General features: G+C 61.3%; 18 protein-coding genes. 12 read left to right on the forward strand and 6 right to left on the reverse strand.

The features are described from left to right. Nucleotides 1-101 precede the first annotated feature (101 nt). The 3 genes from GJA_RS22090 to GJA_RS22100 all read left to right on the forward strand — a co-directional run bounded on the left by GJA_RS22090 (nt 102) and on the right by GJA_RS22100 (nt 1178). A complete protein-coding gene (locus GJA_RS22090; RefSeq protein WP_038496650.1) occupies nt 102-389 on the forward strand; it encodes a PQQ-dependent sugar dehydrogenase in 288 nt (95 codons plus the stop codon). Continuing rightward, nucleotides 383-625, forward strand: coding sequence for a hypothetical protein (locus tag GJA_RS22095; RefSeq protein ID WP_038496653.1), 243 nt, complete (start codon nt 383-385; stop codon nt 623-625). The genes GJA_RS22090 and GJA_RS22095 overlap by 7 nt, the downstream gene beginning before the upstream one ends. Nucleotides 626-734: 109 nt before the next feature. Continuing rightward, nucleotides 735-1178 (forward strand): thioesterase family protein, encoded by a 444-nt coding sequence (locus tag GJA_RS22100; RefSeq protein WP_038496656.1) that lies wholly within the window; start codon nt 735-737, stop codon nt 1176-1178. 14 nt (nt 1179-1192) lie between these two features. On the opposite strand, the gene GJA_RS22105 is transcribed toward GJA_RS22100, so the two are convergent. After that, a complete protein-coding gene (locus GJA_RS22105; protein WP_038496659.1) occupies nt 1193-1684 on the reverse strand; it encodes a DUF3016 domain-containing protein in 492 nt (163 codons plus the stop codon). A gap of 382 nt (nt 1685-2066) precedes the next feature. On the opposite strand from GJA_RS22105, the gene GJA_RS22110 reads away from it, so the two are divergent. Beyond that, entirely contained in the window at nt 2067-3581 is a 1515-nt protein-coding gene (locus GJA_RS22110) for a DUF3369 domain-containing protein (RefSeq protein ID WP_038496662.1), read from the forward strand. Nucleotides 3582-3596: 15 nt separating this feature from the next. Here the strand turns inward: GJA_RS22110 and GJA_RS22115 are convergent, their stop codons facing one another. Continuing rightward, nucleotides 3597-5537, reverse strand: a complete 1941-nt coding sequence (locus GJA_RS22115; RefSeq protein ID WP_038496665.1) for a GAF domain-containing sensor histidine kinase — start codon at nt 5535-5537, stop codon at nt 3597-3599. Between the two features lie 301 nt (nt 5538-5838). Here GJA_RS22115 and GJA_RS22120 point away from each other — a divergent pair, with 301 nt between their 5' ends. The 5 genes from GJA_RS22120 (at nt 5839) to GJA_RS22140 (ending at nt 13298) form a co-directional block, all read left to right on the forward strand. Beyond that, complete coding sequence (locus GJA_RS22120) at nt 5839-7245, forward strand: C13 family peptidase (RefSeq protein WP_051781244.1); 1407 nt, start codon at nt 5839-5841, stop codon at nt 7243-7245. A gap of 25 nt (nt 7246-7270) precedes the next feature. Beyond that, entirely contained in the window at nt 7271-7618 is a 348-nt protein-coding gene (locus tag GJA_RS22125) for a hypothetical protein (RefSeq protein WP_038496668.1), read from the forward strand. A 94-nt stretch (nt 7619-7712) separates the two neighbouring features. Next, complete coding sequence (locus tag GJA_RS22130; RefSeq protein ID WP_038496671.1) at nt 7713-8936, forward strand: TolC family protein; 1224 nt, start codon at nt 7713-7715, stop codon at nt 8934-8936. 12 nt (nt 8937-8948) lie between these two features. Next, nucleotides 8949-10136, forward strand: coding sequence for an efflux RND transporter periplasmic adaptor subunit (locus tag GJA_RS22135; RefSeq protein WP_038496674.1), 1188 nt, complete (start codon nt 8949-8951; stop codon nt 10134-10136). An 18-nt stretch (nt 10137-10154) separates the two neighbouring features. Beyond that, complete coding sequence (locus GJA_RS22140; RefSeq protein ID WP_038496677.1) at nt 10155-13298, forward strand: CusA/CzcA family heavy metal efflux RND transporter; 3144 nt, start codon at nt 10155-10157, stop codon at nt 13296-13298. Between the two features lies 1 nt (nt 13299). On the opposite strand, the gene GJA_RS22145 is transcribed toward GJA_RS22140, so the two are convergent. Together GJA_RS22145 and GJA_RS22150 are read right to left on the reverse strand one after the other, a co-directional pair. Further along, nucleotides 13300-13797 carry a hypothetical protein gene (locus tag GJA_RS22145; protein WP_038496680.1) on the reverse strand — a complete coding sequence of 166 codons (498 nt, stop codon included), beginning with the start codon at nt 13795-13797 and terminating at the stop codon, nt 13300-13302. A 122-nt stretch (nt 13798-13919) separates the two neighbouring features. Beyond that, nucleotides 13920-14096: a hypothetical protein gene (locus tag GJA_RS22150; protein WP_156484136.1), complete on the reverse strand. Its 177-nt coding sequence runs from the start codon at nt 14094-14096 to the stop codon at nt 13920-13922. 314 nt (nt 14097-14410) lie between these two features. Here GJA_RS22150 and GJA_RS27570 point away from each other — a divergent pair, with 314 nt between their 5' ends. Next, nucleotides 14411-14878, forward strand: coding sequence for a hypothetical protein (locus GJA_RS27570; RefSeq protein WP_144241621.1), 468 nt, complete (start codon nt 14411-14413; stop codon nt 14876-14878). 241 nt (nt 14879-15119) lie between these two features. Continuing rightward, on the forward strand, nt 15120-15488 hold the full coding sequence (locus GJA_RS22165; RefSeq protein WP_038496693.1) for a hypothetical protein: 369 nt from the start codon (nt 15120-15122) through the stop codon (nt 15486-15488). 3 nt (nt 15489-15491) lie between these two features. Here GJA_RS22165 and GJA_RS22170 read toward each other — a convergent pair whose 3' ends face one another. Beyond that, nucleotides 15492-18542, reverse strand: coding sequence for a CHASE domain-containing protein (locus tag GJA_RS22170; RefSeq protein WP_038496696.1), 3051 nt, complete (start codon nt 18540-18542; stop codon nt 15492-15494). Nucleotides 18543-18961: 419 nt separating this feature from the next. Between GJA_RS22170 and GJA_RS22180 the strand changes: the two genes are divergently transcribed. Then, nucleotides 18962-19366 carry a hypothetical protein gene (locus tag GJA_RS22180; protein ID WP_038496701.1) on the forward strand — a complete coding sequence of 135 codons (405 nt, stop codon included), beginning with the start codon at nt 18962-18964 and terminating at the stop codon, nt 19364-19366. A 52-nt stretch (nt 19367-19418) separates the two neighbouring features. On the opposite strand, the gene queC is transcribed toward GJA_RS22180, so the two are convergent. Next, nucleotides 19419-20132 (reverse strand): 7-cyano-7-deazaguanine synthase QueC, encoded by a 714-nt coding sequence (gene queC / locus GJA_RS22185; RefSeq protein ID WP_038496704.1) that lies wholly within the window; start codon nt 20130-20132, stop codon nt 19419-19421. Between the last annotated feature and the right edge of the window lie 92 nt (nt 20133-20224).

The following is a 20224-nucleotide window of genomic DNA, read 5'->3' on the forward strand; positions in this document are numbered from 1 at the left end:
GCTGATCCATTACCACACTTGTTATACGGCATTGCTGTCGAGATTGACCGCAATGCTGCTCTGTTTGTTACTGCCCCGGCTTTTCCAGCCATAACGGCGGCTTGCCGAGCTTCGGCCTCGACGGTTTCCTGTATGCCGGCGCCGGCGATCCCCCCGGCAATGGTCAAAACCTGAATGTCTTGCTGGGCAAAATGCTGCGCCTCGATGTCCGCACGGCGACCGTCGCGCAAGCGTATCTGATTCCGCCCGGCAATCCCTTCATCAACCAGTCCGGCAAGCGCGGCGAGATCTGGGCCTACGGCTTGCGCAACCCGTGGCGCTACGCCTTCGATACGGTCGACAATCGGCTGTACCTCGCCGATGCCGGCCAGCGAATACGATCATGGTAGCTGGCGGCCACGTGCATCGCGGCAAGGCGCTGCCGGAATTGAATGGCCATTATCCGTATTCGGATTATTGCGACGGCGGGCTGAAAAGCTTTGCCTACCGCAATGGCACGCTGACACAGGCGAACGACTGGGGCATCGCCAGGGGCGGCAATATCATGTCCTTCGGCCAGGATGGCCAAAACGAGCTGTATATGCTGAGCGGCGCCGGCGGCGTCTATCGCATCGTCCGTCAATAATCGGACCGCAACAGCGATTGGCGCCGTTCGCATCTTGCGGCGGGACACGCTAAAATTGGCTTTTCCCGCAAAGCGTTGCGACTGAGCATGCGTCGCCCAAGAGAACCCCATGGCCCGTTTGAACCTTGATTTTCCTGAAGATCAATACTGCTATTCATCGCAACTGACCGTCCGCGTGACCGACATCAATGGCGCGAATCACCTTGGCAACGATTCGATGATTTCGATGATCTCCGAAGCCCGCGCGCGCTTTCTGCTGGAATTGGGCGTGCGTGAAACCGAGAGCGACGGCACCGGCATGATCGTCACCGACCTGGCCACCGCCTACAAGGCGGAAGCCCATGCGCATGACCAGTTGCTGTTCGAAGTAGGCGTGATGGATTTCAACAAATACGGCGGCGACATCACCTTCCGCATCAGCCGTCCGCGCGACCAGGTACTGATCGCGCTGGCCAAATCCGGCTTTGTTTTCTTTAACTATAAAAACAGCCAGGTGGTGCCGATGCCGGACGAATTCCGCAGCCGGTTCCCGCAAGTGAACTGGATCGACTGACGCCTGAAGCCGATTTATTTGCTGCTGGTCTGCGGCTTGAAAGTCTTGTTGAACCAGTCGTCGAGCATCTGTTTTTCATAACGCAGGCTTTCGCCGGACGGGTAGCGGTTGATGCGGTTCAGGTAAGACAGGTCCGACAACTGGGCATCGCCGCTGCTGATCACCTTGCCATCGGCTTCCAGCTCATACGTCACATGCATGCGCGGCCAGTCGGCGCCGCCGTTCATGATGCGAATATCGTCCAGCGCGCGCCGGCTTGGCTGCAGCCGTCCGGCCAGGTCGATATCCAGCACTTCCACTTTCAGGTTTTGACCGGCAGGCAAATTTTTCCCCAGCAATTCCAGGTGCTTGCCCACTTTATCCAGCACCGCCTCTTTTTCACTTTGATTAAAAGGCATGTCTGAAAACTGTTCCGGCTTGACGAAATCGACCGTCACGCCCGCCCACGCGGCGCTACTGGCCAGCAAGGACAAGCTCACGAGCAAGGTTTTGGAAAAAGGTTTCATGGTAATTCCTTTCGATAAGGACGGCGCCGCGCCCCAGCTGGAACGCGTTTCATTTTGACTATAGTCCCTTTTCCGGCGGCGGGCAGCGAAAACAATATTTTGTTACTTTTGCTTGCCATGATGCACTATCATGATAATTTAAATATTAAAGTAGCAATCTTGTTAAAAATAAAGTATTGTCTGTAGCTATATTGATACGTGCTCAATGCAATATCTGCCCTGTGATATCTGCAATTATTTTTGCATGTTGTTAATAGCTCGCCGTCCGTCTACAATCGATCGAATGCGCCTAAAAAATGCGCAGCGCCATGCAGCTCGGGGCTTCCCTGTGTCGCGGCGTCCAGCATTGCGCCAGTTGTGCCTTTTTGCGGAACTCGTCCCTATGTCTTTTTTGTCTTCAGCCTCGCCCAAGTTAGCGCCGTGGAAAATCCTGCTCGTCGATGATGAACCCGATATCCATGACATCACCAAACTGACGCTGAACCGCTTCCGCCTCGAAGGACGCGGCCTGAGCTTCGTGCATGCGTACAGCGGCGCCGAGGCCAAGCAAGTGCTGGCGGCCGAGGCCGATATCGCGCTGGTATTTCTCGACGTGGTGATGGAAAAGGAAGACAGCGGCCTGGAAGTGGCGCGCTGGATGCGCGAAGACCTGGGCAACCAGTTCACCCGCATCGTGCTGCGCACCGGACAGCCCGGACAGGCGCCGGAAGAACGGGTGATCGTCAATTACGACATCAACGATTACAAGGAAAAGACCGAACTCGACCGCACCAAGCTGTTCACCACCACCTTTGCCGCGCTGCGCGCCTACCGCGACATCATGAAAGTCGAAGAAGCGCGGCTGGCCCAGCTGAATTACCGCGAAGGCCTGGAACGGGTGATCGCCGCGTCGGCCCATATTTTCCAGCAGCGCAACCTGCACGATTTCGCCAGCGGCTTGCTGCAGCAAGTGGTCGCGCTGCTGCGCCTGGAAACCAGCATGCTGCTGCGCCTGCGCGGCGCCAGCGCCATCAGCGGCGAGCAGGATTATGAAATCCTGGCGCGCATCGGCGCCAACGACACCGACGACGACGGTTTCCTGCATCCTGAATTGCTATCCCAGCTGGACGATGCGAAAAGCAACAAAATCTCGCGTCTGCATGGCGATACCTATGTCGGTTATTTCCCGAACAGCAGCGGCAAGGCATCGTTGCTGGTGTTAAAAGGCGTCGATGAAATTTCCGACATCGACGCCCAATTGCTGGAAGTCTTTTGTTCCGGCGTGGCGATCGCCTTCGACAATATCTTGCTGACGCAGGAAATCACCGATACCCAGGCCGAACTGATCCTGCGTCTGGGCGACGTGGTCGAATCGCGCTCGCACGAAGCGGGCAACCATGTGCGGCGCATGGCCGAGGTATGCGCATTGCTGGCCAAGGCGTCCGGCATGCCGGACGATGAAACGGCGGTACTGAAGCACGCCGCGCCGATGCACGACATCGGCAAGATTTCGACGCCGGACGCGGTCTTGCTGAAACCGGGCAAGCTCGACGCCGGCGAATGGGAAGTCATGAAACAGCATCCGTCTGTCGGCATGTCGATACTCGACGGTTCGCAGCGCCCGCTGTTAAAAGCGGCGGCGGTGATCGCCCACCAGCATCACGAAAAATTCGATGGCAGCGGTTATCCGCAAGGCTTGGCCGGCCAGCAAATCCACCACTACGCGCGCATCGTCGCGGTGGCCGACGTGTTCGACGCGCTGATGCACAAGCGCTGCTACAAGGAAGCATGGCCGGTCGGCCGGGTGGTCGATTATTTACGCGAAGTAAGCGGCAAGCACCTCGATCCGCTCTATGTCGAATTGCTGATCCAGCATATCGACAAGGCGCTGGCGGTCAACCAGCGTTTCCCGGATTGATGTCGGGCGCGGAGGTCAGGCGCGCCGGCTTTGCGGAAACCGCAGCCGGTAGCGCAAGCCCTGCCCCGGCGCGCTGTCGGCCTTGACGCTGCCGCCCAGCGGGCCGGTAACCAGGTTGTACAAGATATGCGCGCCCAGGCCGCTGCCGCCGGAACCGCGCTTGGTGGTAAAAAACGGATCGAATAATTGTGCCAGCGTCGCGCCATCCATGCCGATGCCGTCGTCGCTGTAATCGAGGTACACCTGGCCCTGATCGAGCCGCACCGCGATCGCGATATGGCCCGGCGTGTCTTCCGCAAAACCGTGCACCAGAGAATTGACCACCATATTCGTGACGATTTGCGACACCGCGCCCGGGAAACTGTCCAGTTGCAGATCCGCCGGGCAATCGAGGGCCACCTTGACCGGCTTGCCCTTCAACTTGGGCTGCAGCGACAGCAGCACTTCAGCCAGATAATTGTGCAGATTGAAGCTGCGGATATCGTCCGACGACTGGTCCACCGCCACTTGCTTGAAGCTGCGCACCAGCGCCGCCGCGCGCTGGGTATTGGTGGTCATGATGCGCAGCGTCTGGTCGATGATGTCGAAAAACTGCTGCAAGCCGTCTTCATTCAACTCGCCGGCGGCCAGCTCTTCCCTGGCCAATTTCAATTCCTGCACCAGATGGCTGGTGGCGGTGACGCAAATGCCCAGCGGCGTATTGATTTCATGCGCGACGCCGGCCACCAGCCGCCCCAGCGAGGCCAGTTTTTCCTGGCGCACCAGTTCCGATTGCGCTTCCCGCAACGCGGTCAGCGCCGAATTGAGCGCCGCATTCTGCTCTTCCAGCGTCTCCTTGGCCTGGCGTATCGCGCGGTCGGCTTGCATACGCGCAATCGCCACCGCCACGTGGCTGGCCATGAAGGCCAGGATATCCAGGTCCGGCTGGCTGTAAATCACCGACTGGTCGTAGCTTTGCACGATGATCACGCCATAGGCGCGGTCGCCCAGCAGCATCGGCGCGCCCATCCAGCTGGTCATGCCGGCATTGCCCAGCGCCTCGTCCATTTCGCCGCTGGCCACCAGTCGTGCATAAGCGGCCGCATCGAGCAGGCTGGCTTGCTTGCGCGCCAGCACATAAGAACTCATGCCGACGCCGTAATGGAAACGCTGGACCGGTGCTTGGGCATCTTTTTCATCGACAAAATACGGGATGCTGATGTCCTTGCTGTCCGGGTGATACAAGGCGATCAGGAAATTCTTGGCTGTCACCAGTTCGCTGATAATTTCATGCAAGCGCTGATACAAGGTGCCGGCGTCCGACGCCAGCGCCGACAAGTTGGCGATTTCATACAGCGCATGCTGCAGGTTTTCGGCGCGGCGCCGCTCCGCCACTTCATGCGCCAGCAAGGCGGTGCGCTCCTGCACCGCGCGCTCCAGCCGGTCCATGCTTTGCATGCCTTGCAAGGCGCTCGACACATGGTTGGCGATCAGCGCGAACAGCGCCTGGTCTTCCTGGTGGAAAGTATGCCGCGTATCGTAACTCTGGATCACGATCGCGCCCAGCGCCTGGTGCTGCTGGTCCAGCAGCGGGCAACCCATCCAGTGCTCGGCCGAGGTGCCGCCGCCCCAGGTGCTGCCGTCGCCTTTCTTGGCGGCCTCTTCTTCCGCCGTCATCACCAGCCGCTGCCGGTTCAGCATCACCCAGGCGGTCGGCGACTGTTCGCTCGACGCCAGCCTGACGCCCACCTCCGGATCGGGCGGCAAATCGAATTCATCGACGAAATACGGAAAGCGCACCAGGCCGTCGTCGCGGTCGCTCAAGGCCACATAAAAATTGGCGGCGTACATGATGCGGCCCAGCGCCGCATGCACCGCTTGCAGGAATTCGCTGATGTCGCTGCAGGTGCTCGACCTTTGCCCGATTTCCAGCAACACGGTTTGTACGGCTTCGAGACGCTTGAGACGGTTTTCCATCAATCTTCCTTATGAGCACCTCGAAAAACCTACTGCGCCGCCCACTTCCGGGCCTGCGTTGCTCGCTGACTCGGCGTCTCCGTACCTCCGTACAGCTGTGCTACTTGACCCGGAATTGAGCTTGCTCGCGACGGTTTTTCGAGGTGCCCGATTGTGACGTAGGGCGGTTCCATAGTACAGATAGGAAATACTATCAGTTCAGCAAGGCATTGGCACTGGCCGGCATCAAAATTGGCGTGCCGATTGCGCAATCTTCAACAGAAAGGCACACTATGCCGTTTTCCACCCAAAAACCGAACTCATGAACCGCATCTATCCGCATCCATGGAAACCGTTGTTATCCCGGCTGGCGATCGCCACCGTGCTGGTATGCGGCGCCGCTGCGATTGCCTCGCCGCAACCGACGGCGCAAACGGCGGATGGCGGCAAATATTACGGCCCGCTGGTACATGGGAAAATGCAAGGCAGCGGCAAGCTCAGTTATGCCAGCGGCGCGTATTACGAAGGCCATTTCGAGCAGGGCTTGTTTTCGGGCAGCGGCAGCTACCACCAAAGCAACGGCACCGTGTCGCAAGGCGAATTCCATCAGGGCGTGTTCCAAAGCGGAAAATTCACTGATGCCGACGGCAATGTCTACCAAGGCAAGTTCGCCGCCGGCCAGCCGGTCGGCAAGATCATCTGGCGCAGCAAGGAAGGCGACCGTTACGAAGGCCAGTTCAAGGAGTGGAAATTCGACGGCCCCGGTTATCTGCGCAGCGCCGAAGGCGATGAATACCGCGGCAATTTCCGCAATGGCCTGTTCGAAGGCGAAGGCACGCTGACCTACGCCCAGCCGCAGCCGGACGGCCGCGGCACCTTCAGCGGCACCTGGCGCGAAGGCGAGTTCCAGGATCCGGTCGCCGACCGGCAAACCCGGGCCAATATCGAAACCGCGCTATATGGCCAGCGCGCCCTGCTCGACCGCACGCTGGCCGGCTTGCTGCCGCATCAGCCGGGCAAGATCAATCTGTATTTGCTGGCGGTCGGCGGCGATGGCGCACAAGAAGTCTTCCACCGCGAAACAACATTCGTGCAACAGCAATTCGACCGCGATTTCGGCACCAAGGGCCGCTCGATGGTCTTGCTCAACAGCCGCAACACCGTGGCGCAACAGCCGATGGCAACCGTGACCAGCATCCGCGAAAGCCTGGCGGCCATCGGCGCCAGGATGGACAAGCAAAACGACATCCTGTTCCTGTTCCTGACCAGCCACGGCTCGCCCGACCACCAATTGTCGCTGGCGCAAAACGGCATGGACTTGCAAAACCTGGAAGCGAAGGAACTGGGCACGCTGCTGAAACAAAGCGGCATCCGCTGGAAAGTGGTGGTGCTGTCGGCCTGTTATGCGGGCGGTTTCATTCCCGCGCTGCAAGACGAGCATACCCTGGTCATCACGGCGGCGCGCAGCGACCGCAGCTCCTTCGGCTGCGCCGACGATAGCGAATTCACCTATTTCAGCGAAGCCTATTTCAAGGATGCCTTGCCACGCAGCAGCAGCTTCATCGACGCCTTCGAGAAGGCCAAGGTACTGGTCGCCGCGCGCGAAGCGGAAGACTTCAAGCAGGCCGGTGCCGATGACGAAAAAAATCATTCCGAACCGCAAATCCATCATGCGGCACCGATCGACCAGTACTTGCACACCTGGCGCACAGAACTGAAACAACCTTGAAGCGCTGGTACAATAAGCACCGCTTATGAAAAAATTCTTCCTGATCATGCTGTTGTTCGTGCTTCCGCTCCAGTTGTCCTGGGCAGCGGCGAGCGCCTATTGCATGCACGAAGAAGGCAAGGCCGCACGGCACCTGGGCCACCACGGCCACCAGCACCAGGCCAAGTCCGACCAGCCGGCCGAAAAAAAATCGCCCGGCCAGCCGCATAGCGATTGCAACTTTTGCCACGGCATCGGCCAGGCATCACTGCCGGCGCCGGCCAGCCTGATGTTGCAGCGCCAGGGTTCAGTGGCCATCGCCGCATCGCCCTTCTTTTACGCTTCCCACATTCCGGACGGCCCCAAGCCACCCGATTGGACTCCCGTCGATTAGCTCGACGGGACCACACATACACTATCAACGCTGATTTCCCAGCGCGAAGATGCCCTGGTCTCGTCGAATTCCTTCCATTCTTCAGGAGAATTCGATGCACCGTTTTTTATTGTCATTCAGCATGGCCGTGCTTGCCATGCCCGCCACTGCCGCCACGGCACTGGAACCGGCCGCGCCATTGACCTTGCCGGCGGCGCTGAACCTGGCCTTGCAAGCCAATCCCGACCTGTCCGCCGCGCAACATGAGCTCGATGCGCTGGGCGGCGCCACGCTGCAGGCGCAAGCGTTGCCGAACCCGGAATTGCAAACGCTGGTCGAAGATAGCCGCAAGGCCAGCCGCACCAGCACGCTGCAGCTGAACCAGCTGGTCGAACTGGGCGGCAAGCGCGCCGCGCGCATCAAGGTCGCGCAGCAAGAGCAATCCGCTGCCCAGGCCGAGCTGGCGGCGCGCCGGGCCGATACCCGGGCCGCCGTCATCGGCGCGTTTTTCGACGTGCTGAGCGCACAGCAAGGCTTGTCGCTGGCCGACAGTTCCAGCGCGCTGGCGCACCGTGCCAGCGACATCACCGGCCGCCGCGTGATCGCCGGCAAGGCGTCGCCGGTCGAGGAAACCCGCGCCAGGGTCGCCGAAGCGAGCGTGCGGCTGGACTGGAACCTGGCGCGCAGCGCCTTGAACACGGCGCGCCAGCGGCTGGCCGCCTTATGGGGCAATCCGGCGCCGCGCTTCACGATGGCCGAGGGCGCACTGGAGCAGTTGCCGGACTTGCCGCCGCCAGAGCAGCTGGCGCAGCGGCTGGAACAGGCGCCGGCCATGCTGAAGGCGCGCAGCGAACTGGCGCGGCGCCAGGCGATGGCGGACCTGGAAAACCGGCGCCGCATGCCGGACCTGACCGTCAGTGTCGGCATCAAGCGTCCCGAAGAACTGGGCCGCAACCAGGCCATCATCGGCGTATCGGTGCCGCTGCCCTGGTTCGACCGTAACCAGGGTAATTTACTGGAAGCATTGCGGCGCGGCGACAAGGCCAGGGATGAACTGGCCGCCACCGCCATCCGCACGCACACCGGACTGGCCGAGGCCAGCGAGCGGCTGGCCGGCGCGCGGCACCAGGTCAACGCGCTGCAAAACGACATCCTGCCGGGCGCGCAAAGCGCCTACGACGCCGCGTCCAAGGGTTTCGAGTTCGGCAAATTCGCCTTCCTCGACGTGCTCGACGCCCAGCGCACTTTGCTGCAAGCCAAATCCCAATACCTGCGCGCATTGTCCGAAGCGCATCAAGCCGCCGCCGAGATCGACCGCATCCTCGGCGCCACGGAATAAGGAAACCACACCATGACATTTAATCTGAACAAGAAGCAAGGCATCACCATCGGCGCCATTGCCGCCATTGGCCTATTGCTGGCCGGACTGATACTCGGCACCGCTAACACCACGCACGAAGCACCGGCGCCAGTCGCCGAAGCCGAGGCCAAGGCCGGCCACCATGAAGAAGGCAAGGTCGCATTGAGCGACGCCAGTATCAAGGCGGCCGGCATTACCCTAGCCGCCGCCGGTCCGGGGCGCATCAAGACCAGTATCGCCCTGCCCGGTGAAATCCGCTTTAATGAAGACCGCACCGCCCACGTCGTGCCGCGCCTGGCCGGCGTGGTCGAGCTGGTGCACGCCGACCTCGGCCAACTGGTCAGGAAGGGCCAGATCCTGGCGGTGATCGCCAGCACCGGCTTGTCGGAACAGCGCAGCGAATTGCTGTCGGCGCAACGCCGCCTGAGTCTGGCGCGTTCGACCTACGAACGGGAGCACAAGTTGTGGCTAGAAAAAATCTCGGCCGAACAAGATTATCTGCAGGCCCGGCAAGTGTTGCAGGAAGCGGAAATCGCGGTGCAAAACGCCAGCCAGAAACTCAGTGCGCTGGGTGCCAGCGCGGCCGGACCCGGTGCGCTGAACCGTTATGACATCCGCGCACCGTTCGACGGCATGGTGCTCGAAAAACATATCGCGCTGGGCGAAGCGGTCAAGGAAGACGCGAACATCTTCGTCATTTCCGACTTGTCGACGGTGTGGGCCGAAATCGCCGTGCCGGCCAAGGACTTGAATACCGTGCGTGTCGGCGGCCAGGTCGCCATCAAGGCCAGCGCGTTCGACGCCAGCGCCAGCGGCACCATCACCTATGTCGGCGCCTTGATCGGCGAACAGACCCGCACCGCCAAGGCGCGTCTCACGCTGGCCAATCCGGCGATGGCGTGGCGGCCCGGCCTGTTCGTCACGGTGGAAGTGGTGTCCGGCGATGCCGACGCGGCCGTCACGGTGGCCAGCGACGCGATCCAGAGCATCGAAGACAAACCGGCCGTGTTTATCAAGCTCGCCGACGGTTTCAAGGCCACCCCGGTGACGCTGGGACGCAGCGACGGCAAGCTGACGGAGATTACCAAGGGATTGCCGGCCGGCGCCGTGTATGCGGCCAGCGGCAGCTTCGTGCTCAAGTCCGAGCTGGGCAAGGCCGGCGCCAGCCATGAACATTGATGCGGAAAGGTCAACAGCATGTTTGAACGATTGATACGCTTTGCCATCGAGCAACGATGGCTGGTGATGCTGGCGGTGGCCGTGATGGCTGGGCTGGGCATCTACAATGTCCAGAAACTGCCGATCGACGCGGTGCCGGACATCACCAATGTGCAAGTGCAAGTCAACACGCAGGCGGCTGGTTATTCTCCGCTGGAAACCGAGCAGCGCGTGACTTTTCCGATCGAAACGGCGATGGCAGGTTTGCCCAACCTGGAACAAACCCGTTCGCTGTCGCGCTATGGCCTGTCGCAAGTGACGGTGATCTTCAAGGATGGCACCGATATTTATTTCGCGCGCCAGATGATCAACGAGCGCTTGCAGCAAGCGAAGGAAAAGCTGCCGGCCGGCACGGTACCGGCGATGGGACCGGTTTCCACCGGCCTCGGTGAAATCTACCTGTGGACGGTGGAAGCCAGGCCCGGCGCGAAAAAGCCGGACGGCACGCCGTACACGCCGACCGACTTGCGTGAAATCCAGGACTGGATCATCAAGCCCCAATTGCGCAACGTTAGCGGCGTCACGGAGATCAATGCCATCGGCGGTTACGCCAAGGAATACCAGGTTGCGCCGCTGCCGGAAAAACTGGCGTCGTACGGCATGAGCTTGCAAGATATCGTCACCGCGCTGGAGCGCAACAATGGCAACGTCGGCGCCGGTTATATCGAAAAACGCGGCGAGCAATTATTGATACGCGCGCCGGGCCAGGTGCGTTCGATGGACGATATCCGCAACATTATTCTTGGCAATGTCGAAGGCGTGGTGATCCGTATCGGCGATGTCGCCGAGATCGGCATCGGCCGTGAATTGCGCACCGGCGCGGCGACCGAAAACGGCCGCGAAGTGGTGCTTGGCACGGTGTTCATGCTGATCGGCCAGAATAGCCGCACGGTATCGCAAGCCGTCGACAAGAAGATGCTCGACATCAACCGCACCTTGCCGGAAGGCGTGCACGCCGTCACCGTGTATGACCGCACGGTGCTGGTCGACAAGGCCATCAATACCGTCAAGAAAAACTTGCTGGAAGGCGCGATCCTGGTGATCGCCATCCTGTTCCTATTCCTTGGCAATATCCGCGCCGCCATCATCGCCGCGACGGTGATTCCGCTGGCCATGCTGTTCACCTTCACCGGCATGGTCCATTACCACGTCAGCGCCAACCTGATGAGCCTGGGTGCGCTGGACTTCGGCATCATCATCGACGGCGCCGTGGTGATCGTCGAAAACTGCGTGCGCCGGCTGGCCCATGCGCAAGAAAAAATGGGCCGTCCTTTGACGCGGGCCGAACGTTTCCAGGAAGTTTTTTCGGCCTCGCAAGAAGCCCGCCGGCCGCTGCTGTACGGCCAATTGATCATCATGGCGGTGTACCTGCCGATCTTTGCGCTGAGCGGCGTCGAAGGCCGCATGTTCACGCCGATGGCGCTGACGGTGGTGATCGCGCTGCTGGGCGCGATGGTCTTGTCGATCACCTTCATTCCGGCCGCCGTGGCGCTGTTCATCGGCGACAAGGTGGCGGAAAAGGATAATGTCCTGATGACTGCCGCCAAGCGCTGCTACGCACCGGCGCTGGATAAGGTGATGGGCAACACGCCGGTGCTGCTGGCCTTTGGCGCCGTGCTGGTGATACTGTCCGGCTTGCTGGTGACGCGCATGGGCAGCGAATTCGTGCCCAGCCTGAACGAGGGCGATATCGCGATCCAGGCGCTGCGCATCCCCGGCACCAGCCTGACGCAATCGCTGGCCATGCAGCAGCAGCTGGAAACCGCGCTGCTCCGGCGCCATCCGGAAATCGAGCGGGTGTTTGCGCGCACCGGCACGGCGGAAATCGCGTCCGACCCGATGCCGCCGAATATTTCCGACGGCTACATCATGCTGAAACCGCGCAGCCAGTGGCCGCAGCCGGGCAAGACCAAGGAGAAATTGCTGGAAGAAATACAGGCGACGGCAGAAGGCTTGCCTGGTAACAACTACGAGTTTTCCCAGCCGATACAGCTGCGCTTCAACGAATTGATTTCCGGCGTGCGCAGCGATGTCGCGGTCAAATTGTTTGGCGACGATATGGACGTGCTGGACGATACCGCCGCGAGCATCTCGGCGGTGCTGGCAAAGGTTCCCGGCGCGGCCGAAGTCAAGGTCGAGCAAACCACCGGCTTGCCTATGCTGACAGTCAATATCGACCGCGAACAAACCGCGCGTTACGGCTTGAACATCGCCGACGTGCAAAACACCATCGCCACCGCGATCGGCGGCCAGCAAAGCGGCACGCTGTTCCAGGGCGACCGCCGTTTCGACATCGTGGTGCGGTTGCCGGAAAACCTGCGCAACGATGTCGAGCAACTGAAACGCTTGCCGATACCGTTGCCGCGCGGTGAAGGCGCAGACAAGCGCGCCAGCTTCATTCCACTGGGCGAAGTGGCCAGCCTGGAACTGGCGCCGGGGCCGAACCAGGTCAGCCGCGAAGACGGCAAGCGCCGCATCGTCATCAGCGCCAATGTGCGCGGGCGCGATATCGGCTCCTTCGTCGCCGACGCCGAGCTGAAAATCCGCGAACAGGTCAAGGTGCCGGCCGGCTACTGGACCAGCTGGGGCGGCCAGTTCGAGCAATTGCAATCGGCCACGCACCGCTTGCAACTGGTGGTGCCGCTGGCGCTGTTGCTGGTGTTTATCTTGCTGTTCGCCATGTTCGGCAATCTCAAGGATGGTTTGCTGGTGTTTAGCGGCATCCCGTTCGCCTTGACCGGCGGCATCATCGCGCTGTGGCTGCGCGATATCCCGATGTCGATCTCGGCGGCGGTCGGCTTTATCGCGCTGTCCGGCGTGGCGGTGTTGAACGGGCTGGTGATGATCGCCTTCATCCGCCAGCTGCGCGAACAGGGCCGCACGCTGGACCAGGCGATACGGGAAGGTGCGCTGACGCGCTTGCGGCCGGTGCTGATGACGGCGCTGGTGGCGTCGCTGGGCTTCGTGCCGATGGCGATCGCCACCGGCACCGGCGCCGAAGTGCAGCGGCCGCTGGCCACCGTGGTGATCGGCGGCATCCTGTCATCGACGGCGCTGACCTTGCTGGTGTTGCCGCTGCTGTACCGGCTGGCTTACCGGCGTGAAGAATCGTACGTCAAATGAATCAAGGCTTCCGGTAGCCGCCTTCGATCCATTTGGCGGCGCTGGCGGCGCTTAACTTGAACCCGGCCGAGGTACGCACCTTGGCCAGTTGTTCGCCCTCCTGGTCGTAGGCGCTCAGCTCGGCGTACGGATGGTCTTCATCCGGCACGATGTCGAGCATGACCTTGATCTGTCCATCGTCAGTGCTGACGTACAAGGTCTTGTGCAATTGCGCGTGCAATTGCTGTTCATGCCGGCGCAGCACTTCCGACGCGGTCTTGACCAGCGTATTGAAGGCGTTGACATCGAGCGGCTTCGGATTTTTCTTGTCGCGCCCCATGGTCCACGGGCCGACCAGCGCCGGTTCCGGTTCGCCATCCTTGATCATGGCGACCGCCCAGCCTTCATCCTCTTCATTCTTGATGACGCGCGCGGTCCAGCCATTGCCTGCCCACAGGCGCGGTTCCTGGATCGGGGCGCCATCGTCCGGCTCGGGGATATCGGTGAATTCGGTACTCATGGGGGCAAACTCTATCAAGATGGGGAGGCTGGCATGATAGTCGAAATCAGCCGGCCGCGCCGCATCATCGTGTGTTTACCACGAGCATTATTCCCGAAACGAATCCCTTAACGCCGGTCCAGCTACAAGGACATCGATGGCCGGCACGGCGGCCTGACCGGCGGGCCGGGCGGGCGCCGCTGCGGGTCGATGGCCGGACCCGGCGTATGGTAGCTGAATGGCGTGATGATGATCGGCGGAATCGCCGGCGGCGCGCCCTTCGGCCCTGAGCAATCCATCTGTGCGCTACGCTGGCGCATGGTATTCAGGGATATCGATTGATCCCCGGTCGCAAAAAACACAAGCATTTTGAGCCTCCCTGAGTCTCCCTGCGCAAGTGCAGACATTCAGTATAGGACGCTATTACTCCAATACAAGTTAAATCGACCACATTGTTCATGCAGCGGTCTTGCAGAATATGCTCATCAAGACTCTTGAGGCATGGGCGCCGGTAAGGTAAAGTCATTGTCAACGCCGGCCCAGGCGCTCGATCATGCCGGGATGACTGGGACATGGCGCTATTTTTTCGCTGCCGGCCAACAGCGGCCCGTCCCCAAACAAGTTGACTTTGATCATGACTTCATCCATCACCAGAAACCGGACCACCCTTTTGTCGGCAATTTTGCTGATCGCGATTGTTGCCTGTAGCAATGACTCAGAGCTCAGTGGTTCGATTGGTGAACTCATACGGACACCGGACACGCAGAGCATTCGCCTGGCGGACGCTACCCGCTTCGAGTGGGATCAGGTCTACCTTTTCGCCCCTTATGCACCACGATCAGCGGTGTGCGGCACATTGCATATCTCCGTCAACGATTGCGCGCGTCTGGTTCCCTTTGAGTCCAGGGATGACGGGGAAATGTCGCTGGCCTTCCTGGCACGCGGCCGCCTGGTTCATTATGCGCGGCACGACCGCAAGAATGGCGACTTCACTCCGCTGCCTGCCAGACAGCCCATTCCGGTCACATCCGCGGTATTTCGCGTCGTGCGCAAAGGCGTAGCGAGTGACCTGCCGGCCTGGCGCACACTTGTGCTGGAATGACACGCCATCGACAAGTTCCACCCCTGACAGGCAAAGGAAAATGGTGTTTTCCTTGTCACGATGGATACAAGGGAAGAACTCCGAAGCACGGCACGGCGGAATAATATTGGCATTCATCGGCTGGAAAAACCGTTCATGCCGCGGATCTGACGGCCTGTCGCACGGCGCTCGATCCAGGGAGCGGCGCTGGCTACAGTAGCAATATCGCCAACCGTAACACCACCATACTCAGGGGACCATCATGAAAAAATTCCTTACGCTCGTCATCGTCTTGTTGATCGCCATGCTGATGCTGAAATCGATAGGTTCCCATGACATGATGGTCCGCTGGGATGGCGATGACATCGGCGGGCCGGCCGGCGCGCTGATCGCCATGCTGTTTGCCGGCGGCGGCCTGATCTTCGGCGTGGTGGCGCTGCTGTGCGCCGCGCTGTTCACCATGGTCGTGCTGGCCGGCGTCAGTGTCTTGGCGGCAGGCATTATCGCCATGTGCGTGCTGCTGGCCGTGGCCTTCAGCGCACCGTTGCTGCTGCCGCTGCTGATCGTGGCCACCATCGTGTGGCTGGTCGCGCGTAACCGCAAGCAGCGCAATGCCAGCCAGGCTGTGTAAATATTAATTTGCCGCCTGTTTACCGATCCAGCCGGAGCCGCCGCTGATACTCTGTTCGACCCGGTTGCGCCCGCCGCGCTTGGCGCAATACAGGGCCTGGTCGGCGCGCAGCAGCACCGAGTCGCAATCGGCTTCGGCGCCGGACATCGCGGCGATGCCGATGCTGACGGTGACCGCGATATTGCCGTAGCCATTGCTCAGTTGCAATGGCGTCTCGGCGATGTGGCGCCGCAGCCGCTCGGCGTACAGGCCGGCCGCCACGGTGTCGGTGCCGGGCAACAAGATCGCGAATTCCTCGCCGCCGACGCGTCCCAGGGTATCGACCTTGCGCTGGATTTGCCGCATCAAGCCGCCCAGGTGGCGCAAGACCGCATCGCCGACCGCGTGGCCATATTCATCGTTGATGTGCTTGAAGTAATCGATATCGAGCATCAATACACTGGCGCAGCTTTCGATTTCGCGCTGCAAGCGGGCTTGTTCATCATCGAGGCGCGCCATGAACTGGCGCCGGTTCGGCAAGCCGGTCAGGAAATCGGTGGTCGCCAGCAACAGCAATTCGGCGTTCATGCGTTTGCGTTCGGTAATATCGAGCGTCGACACGATGACAAAATCGAGGCTGTGTTCATGGCCCGGCATCACCAGCAAGGTCAATTCGTTTTGCCGTTCGACACCGTCGAGCCGCAAGAAACTGCTTTCGCATTCGAACAGATGGGCGCCGCGCGCCAGCGCCGCCAGCGTCCGCGCAAAACTTTCCATCGCGCTGTCGTCGAAATTTTGCGCCAGGCTCAGGCTGGCGATTTCGCCGGGTCCGGCCGCGCCGACCTGGGCCAGCGCCGCGGCGTTGACGTCGAGTATCCTGACCATGCCGGCCAATTCCTTCAAGCGCTGCGGAGCGGCCAGCAAGTGATGTTCCAGGTCTTGCACGCCGGACAAATCGAGCTCGGCCAGCGCCTGGTTCAAGGCCGACCAATCCTGCTCCCACAAGGCGACCGGGGCATTGTCGTACAGGCTGCGGAAACGCGCTTCGCCGGCGCGCAGCGCCAGCGCCGATTGCGCCTGTTCGATCGCGATGCCGGTCAGGTGCGACGCTTCTTCGATCAAGGCAATATTGGTCCGGCTGGGCCGGTGCGCGCTGCGGTGGTAAATCGCGAACGTGCCCAGCAGCTTGCCGCTGGCGCCGCGTATCGGCTCCGACCAGCACGATCCAAGCTCGGCGCGCCGCGCCAGCTCGCGGTAGGCCGACCATAAGGGATCGCTGGCGATATCTTCGGCAATCACCCTTTTGCCACTGCGCAGCACTTGCCCGCAAGAACCTTGCAAAGTGTCGAGCGAATGGCCATGCACTTCGGCGTTAAAAAAAGCCGGCAGGCTGGGCGCGGCCCCGACCAGCAAATGCTTGCCCTCGGCATCGAGCAGCAAGATGCTGCACAACATGCCGGGATTGGCCAACTCGACGCCCAGCACCACGTTTTCCAGCACCGCGCCCAGCGGCGCGCCGGTGGCCAGCAATTCCAGCACATGGCGCCGCGTCCGTTCGCGCTGCTCCACCTGGTTGCGCTCGGTGATGTCGCGGAACGACCATAGCCGCGCCACATCATTGCCCAGTTGCATGCTGCGGATGAATTGTTCAAATACCCGGCCGTCGCGCAGTTGCAGGATATCGCGCTGTTCGCGGTGGCCTTGCGGCATCTGCTGGCGGCCCAGGTTCAACGGCGCGGCTTGTTCCAGCTGCTGCTCCAGATAGTCGAACAAGGCGGAGCCGTTGGCTTGCCAATCGAGCGCATCGGGCACATGCCACAATTCGCGGAAGCGCCGGTTCGACGTAAAAATCCGCCCCTCGATGGTATCGACCAGGATGCCGTCGACGGTCGAATCGAGTATGCTGCGCAGCATCGCCTGGCTGCGCTGCGACGCTTCCGCCATCGCCAGCAGGCTGGCCTGGCCATCGTTCAATTGCCGCGTCAGCAAACCAGCCTGGTGCAGCGCCGCCTTGGCGTGGAAGCGGCTGCGCGCCAGCAGCCAGGTCAGCACCGTCAAGCCGAGGCTGAGCAGCACGCCGGCCCAGGCGATCAGGCGCGGCTTGTCGGTCACGGCCTCGTCGAAGCCGGGCAAGGCGCCGACCAGCACGGTCCAGCGGTGGCCGGCCAGCGCGATCTTTTGCTGCGCGGTGCGGCGCATGCCGTAGGCCGCGCCGGGCGCCGCGTCATACATGCGGCTGGCCTCGCTGACCACGTCGCCATCGTAGATTTCCAGGTCCAGCAAGCTGGCATGGGCGCCGCTCAGGCCGGCCATCAAGTCGTCGATGCGGAACGGCGCAAAAATCCAGCCGAGCAAACCGCGCCGGCGCTGCGCCACCGTGGCCGACGGACGGCTGTTGTCGTAGGCCGGCAAGACGATCAGGAAACCGAATTGGCCGGCCCGGCCCGGCAGCGGCAAGCCGGCCGCGTCGTTGTCCTGCACCAGCCGTATCTTGCCGGTCATCGCCGCCTGCCCGCTGTCGCGCGCCCGCTCCAGCGCCGCGCGCCGCAGCGGCTCGGAATACACATCGAAGCCGAAGGCGCGCAAATTGCTGTCGTTGAACGGTTCCAGGAAAACGATGGGCGCATACAGCGCGCGCTGGCCGGCTGGCCGGATCGCATACTCGGGAAAACCTTCCGCCTTCAGCGCCGCGACATGCGCCTCGCGCGCGGCCAGCGGCACTTGCGGAATATAGCCGACGCCATGGATGCCGGGGAAATGCTGGTCGATGTGCTGCACGTCCAGGTAGGCATGGAAAGCCTGGCGGTCGATCACGCCGTTGCTGTTATACAAGCCCTGCACGCCATACAAGACTTGCAGATAAGTTTGCATGCGCGATTCCAGCTGTTGCACCAGCTCGCGCACCCGGTAATGAAAATCGGCTTGCACCTGCTGCTCGGCGGCATCGCGGGCACTGCGCCAGACACCCACCGTAAACCCCAGGCAAATGGCCAGCGTCAACACGGCGACAAACCGCGGCTGCATCCAGTCCGGAAATACGCGGATGGCGGTAGGCGGAGCGGCGGGTTTGTTCATGACAGGATGAATTGTTTGACCGGTGAAACCCATCAAAACGTCGCAACGGCGGCCGGCAGGCTCCGCATTCCCAGCCACTATTGGTCAAGGATAACAATGATAGTACGTGACAGTGCACCGCCTTGCAATAAAGTGCATGTATAAAAACGACCACATGTATTCATTCAGCAAAACTGCTTTCATTGCATCGTCCGCCAGGCCCGCATGTGACTGGCAAGACGATAGGCGCCGCTGCCGGTCGCCACGGCATGACTTCCGATCAGCCCATCGCTAACGTCGGGCGCCTTGCCGGCGCCGGCCTGCCTGGCCCCCGAGAATTGTTGCAATAATAGTACAATAAAAGAAAAGTTGGCACGCCATCGCCGGCATTCCGGACTTTCCCCGACCGGCCTCGGGACGTGCGTCATCAGGAGTCTTCCATGCCAGAATTGCTCGCGCTGATCGCTGTTGTCGCATCGCTGCTGCTGGGGCCGTGTCTGATCAAATTGGCCGCAAGGATATTGCGGCGCATAGCCGTCAGTTGGCAGGATTGCTTCCTGTTCTCGCTGCTATTGACGGCGCTGTACATGATTCCGTCCATGGCCGGCATGTCATGGCCGAAAGGGCTGCCGCACAGCGTGACCGGAACGATCACGTTCGCGCTGATACTGTTCCTGAGCACCTGGTATTTCAGCACGCGGGCCAGCACCGCACAAGGCGTGCTGCTGGGCTGGCGCGGCGCCTTGCGGCTCAGTCTGGTGGCCGGCGGCCTGGCGCTGGCGACGACACTGGTGCTGGCGGCAATAACCTTGCTCGGCCTGGTGCAGGTCTTCCGCCATCTGTAGCACTCGTCAAGCATGCTCTCGGCGGAGCATGCATCGTCTGCCGAAACAGCGTTTAAACGGCGCCGCTGCGCGCCGCATATTCCTGGTAACCCTTGGCGCGCAAGGCGCAGGCCGGGCAAGTGCCGCAGCCGTAGCCCCAGTCGTGCAACTGGCCACGTTCGCCCAGGTAGCAAGTGTGGGTGCCGCTGCGGATCAGGTCGACCAGCGGCTGGCCGCCCAAGCCATGCGCCAGGTCCCAGGTCTGGCTCTTGTCCAGCCACATCAGCGGGGTTTCCACTTTCAAGCGGGTCGCCATGCCCAGGTTCAGCGCCACTTGCAGCGCTTTCATCGTATCGTCGCGGCAATCCGGATAACCGGAGAAATCCGTTTCGCACATGCCGCCGACCAACACCGTCAAGCCGCGCCGGTACGCCACCGTGGCCGCAACCGTCATGAACAGCAAGTTACGACCCGGCACGAAGGTATTCGGCAAGCCGTTTTCCTGCATCGCGATTTCGACGTTTTGCGTCAGCGCCGTATCGGAAATGGCGGCGATCAGCGACAGGTCGATCATATGATCCTGTCCCAGGCGGCTATGCCACTCGGCCGACTGGCCGCGCATCTGCTCCAGCAGCGTCGGGCGCACCGTCAATTCGATCGCATGGCGCTGGCCGTAGTCAAAACCGATGGTTTCAACCCGCGCATAATGTTCCAGGGCCCAGGCCAGGCAAGTGGTGGAGTCTTGTCCACCGCTAAACAGCACCAGTGCGGAGTCAGTTGCAAGCATAGTAGTCTTTCCTTATTTCGTGGTGTGAACGCCGCGACACGCATTCTCAGCAGCATTAAAATTATTCGTCCGCCATCGGTTTCCCTATTCCG

Origin of the sequence: Janthinobacterium agaricidamnosum NBRC 102515 = DSM 9628, from assembly GCF_000723165.1 — a bacterium.
GTDB lineage: Bacteria > Pseudomonadota > Gammaproteobacteria > Burkholderiales > Burkholderiaceae_D > Janthinobacterium > Janthinobacterium agaricidamnosum.

What these genes read in the sequence shown, in the direction of transcription:
- GJA_RS22180 (WP_038496701.1), top strand. Translation starts at nt 18,962, where the DNA reads ATGCCAGAATTGCTCGCGCTGATCGCTGTTGTCGCATCGCTGCTGCTG.
- GJA_RS22100 (WP_038496656.1), top strand. Translation starts at nt 735, where the DNA reads ATGGCCCGTTTGAACCTTGATTTTCCTGAAGATCAATACTGCTATTCA.
- GJA_RS22130 (WP_038496671.1), top strand. Translation starts at nt 7,713, where the DNA reads ATGCACCGTTTTTTATTGTCATTCAGCATGGCCGTGCTTGCCATGCCC.
- queC (WP_038496704.1), bottom strand. Translation starts at nt 20,132, where the DNA reads ATGCTTGCAACTGACTCCGCACTGGTGCTGTTTAGCGGTGGACAAGAC.
- GJA_RS22140 (WP_038496677.1), top strand. Translation starts at nt 10,155, where the DNA reads ATGTTTGAACGATTGATACGCTTTGCCATCGAGCAACGATGGCTGGTG.
- GJA_RS22165 (WP_038496693.1), top strand. Translation starts at nt 15,120, where the DNA reads ATGAAAAAATTCCTTACGCTCGTCATCGTCTTGTTGATCGCCATGCTG.
- GJA_RS22120 (WP_051781244.1), top strand. Translation starts at nt 5,839, where the DNA reads ATGAACCGCATCTATCCGCATCCATGGAAACCGTTGTTATCCCGGCTG.
- GJA_RS22150 (WP_156484136.1), bottom strand. Translation starts at nt 14,096, where the DNA reads ATGCGCCAGCGTAGCGCACAGATGGATTGCTCAGGGCCGAAGGGCGCG.
- GJA_RS22115 (WP_038496665.1), bottom strand. Translation starts at nt 5,537, where the DNA reads ATGGAAAACCGTCTCAAGCGTCTCGAAGCCGTACAAACCGTGTTGCTG.
- GJA_RS22125 (WP_038496668.1), top strand. Translation starts at nt 7,271, where the DNA reads ATGAAAAAATTCTTCCTGATCATGCTGTTGTTCGTGCTTCCGCTCCAG.
- GJA_RS22095 (WP_038496653.1), top strand. Translation starts at nt 383, where the DNA reads ATGGTAGCTGGCGGCCACGTGCATCGCGGCAAGGCGCTGCCGGAATTG.
- GJA_RS22170 (WP_038496696.1), bottom strand. Translation starts at nt 18,542, where the DNA reads ATGAACAAACCCGCCGCTCCGCCTACCGCCATCCGCGTATTTCCGGAC.
- GJA_RS22145 (WP_038496680.1), bottom strand. Translation starts at nt 13,797, where the DNA reads ATGAGTACCGAATTCACCGATATCCCCGAGCCGGACGATGGCGCCCCG.
- GJA_RS22110 (WP_038496662.1), top strand. Translation starts at nt 2,067, where the DNA reads ATGTCTTTTTTGTCTTCAGCCTCGCCCAAGTTAGCGCCGTGGAAAATC.
- GJA_RS22135 (WP_038496674.1), top strand. Translation starts at nt 8,949, where the DNA reads ATGACATTTAATCTGAACAAGAAGCAAGGCATCACCATCGGCGCCATT.
- GJA_RS27570 (WP_144241621.1), top strand. Translation starts at nt 14,411, where the DNA reads ATGACTTCATCCATCACCAGAAACCGGACCACCCTTTTGTCGGCAATT.
- GJA_RS22105 (WP_038496659.1), bottom strand. Translation starts at nt 1,684, where the DNA reads ATGAAACCTTTTTCCAAAACCTTGCTCGTGAGCTTGTCCTTGCTGGCC.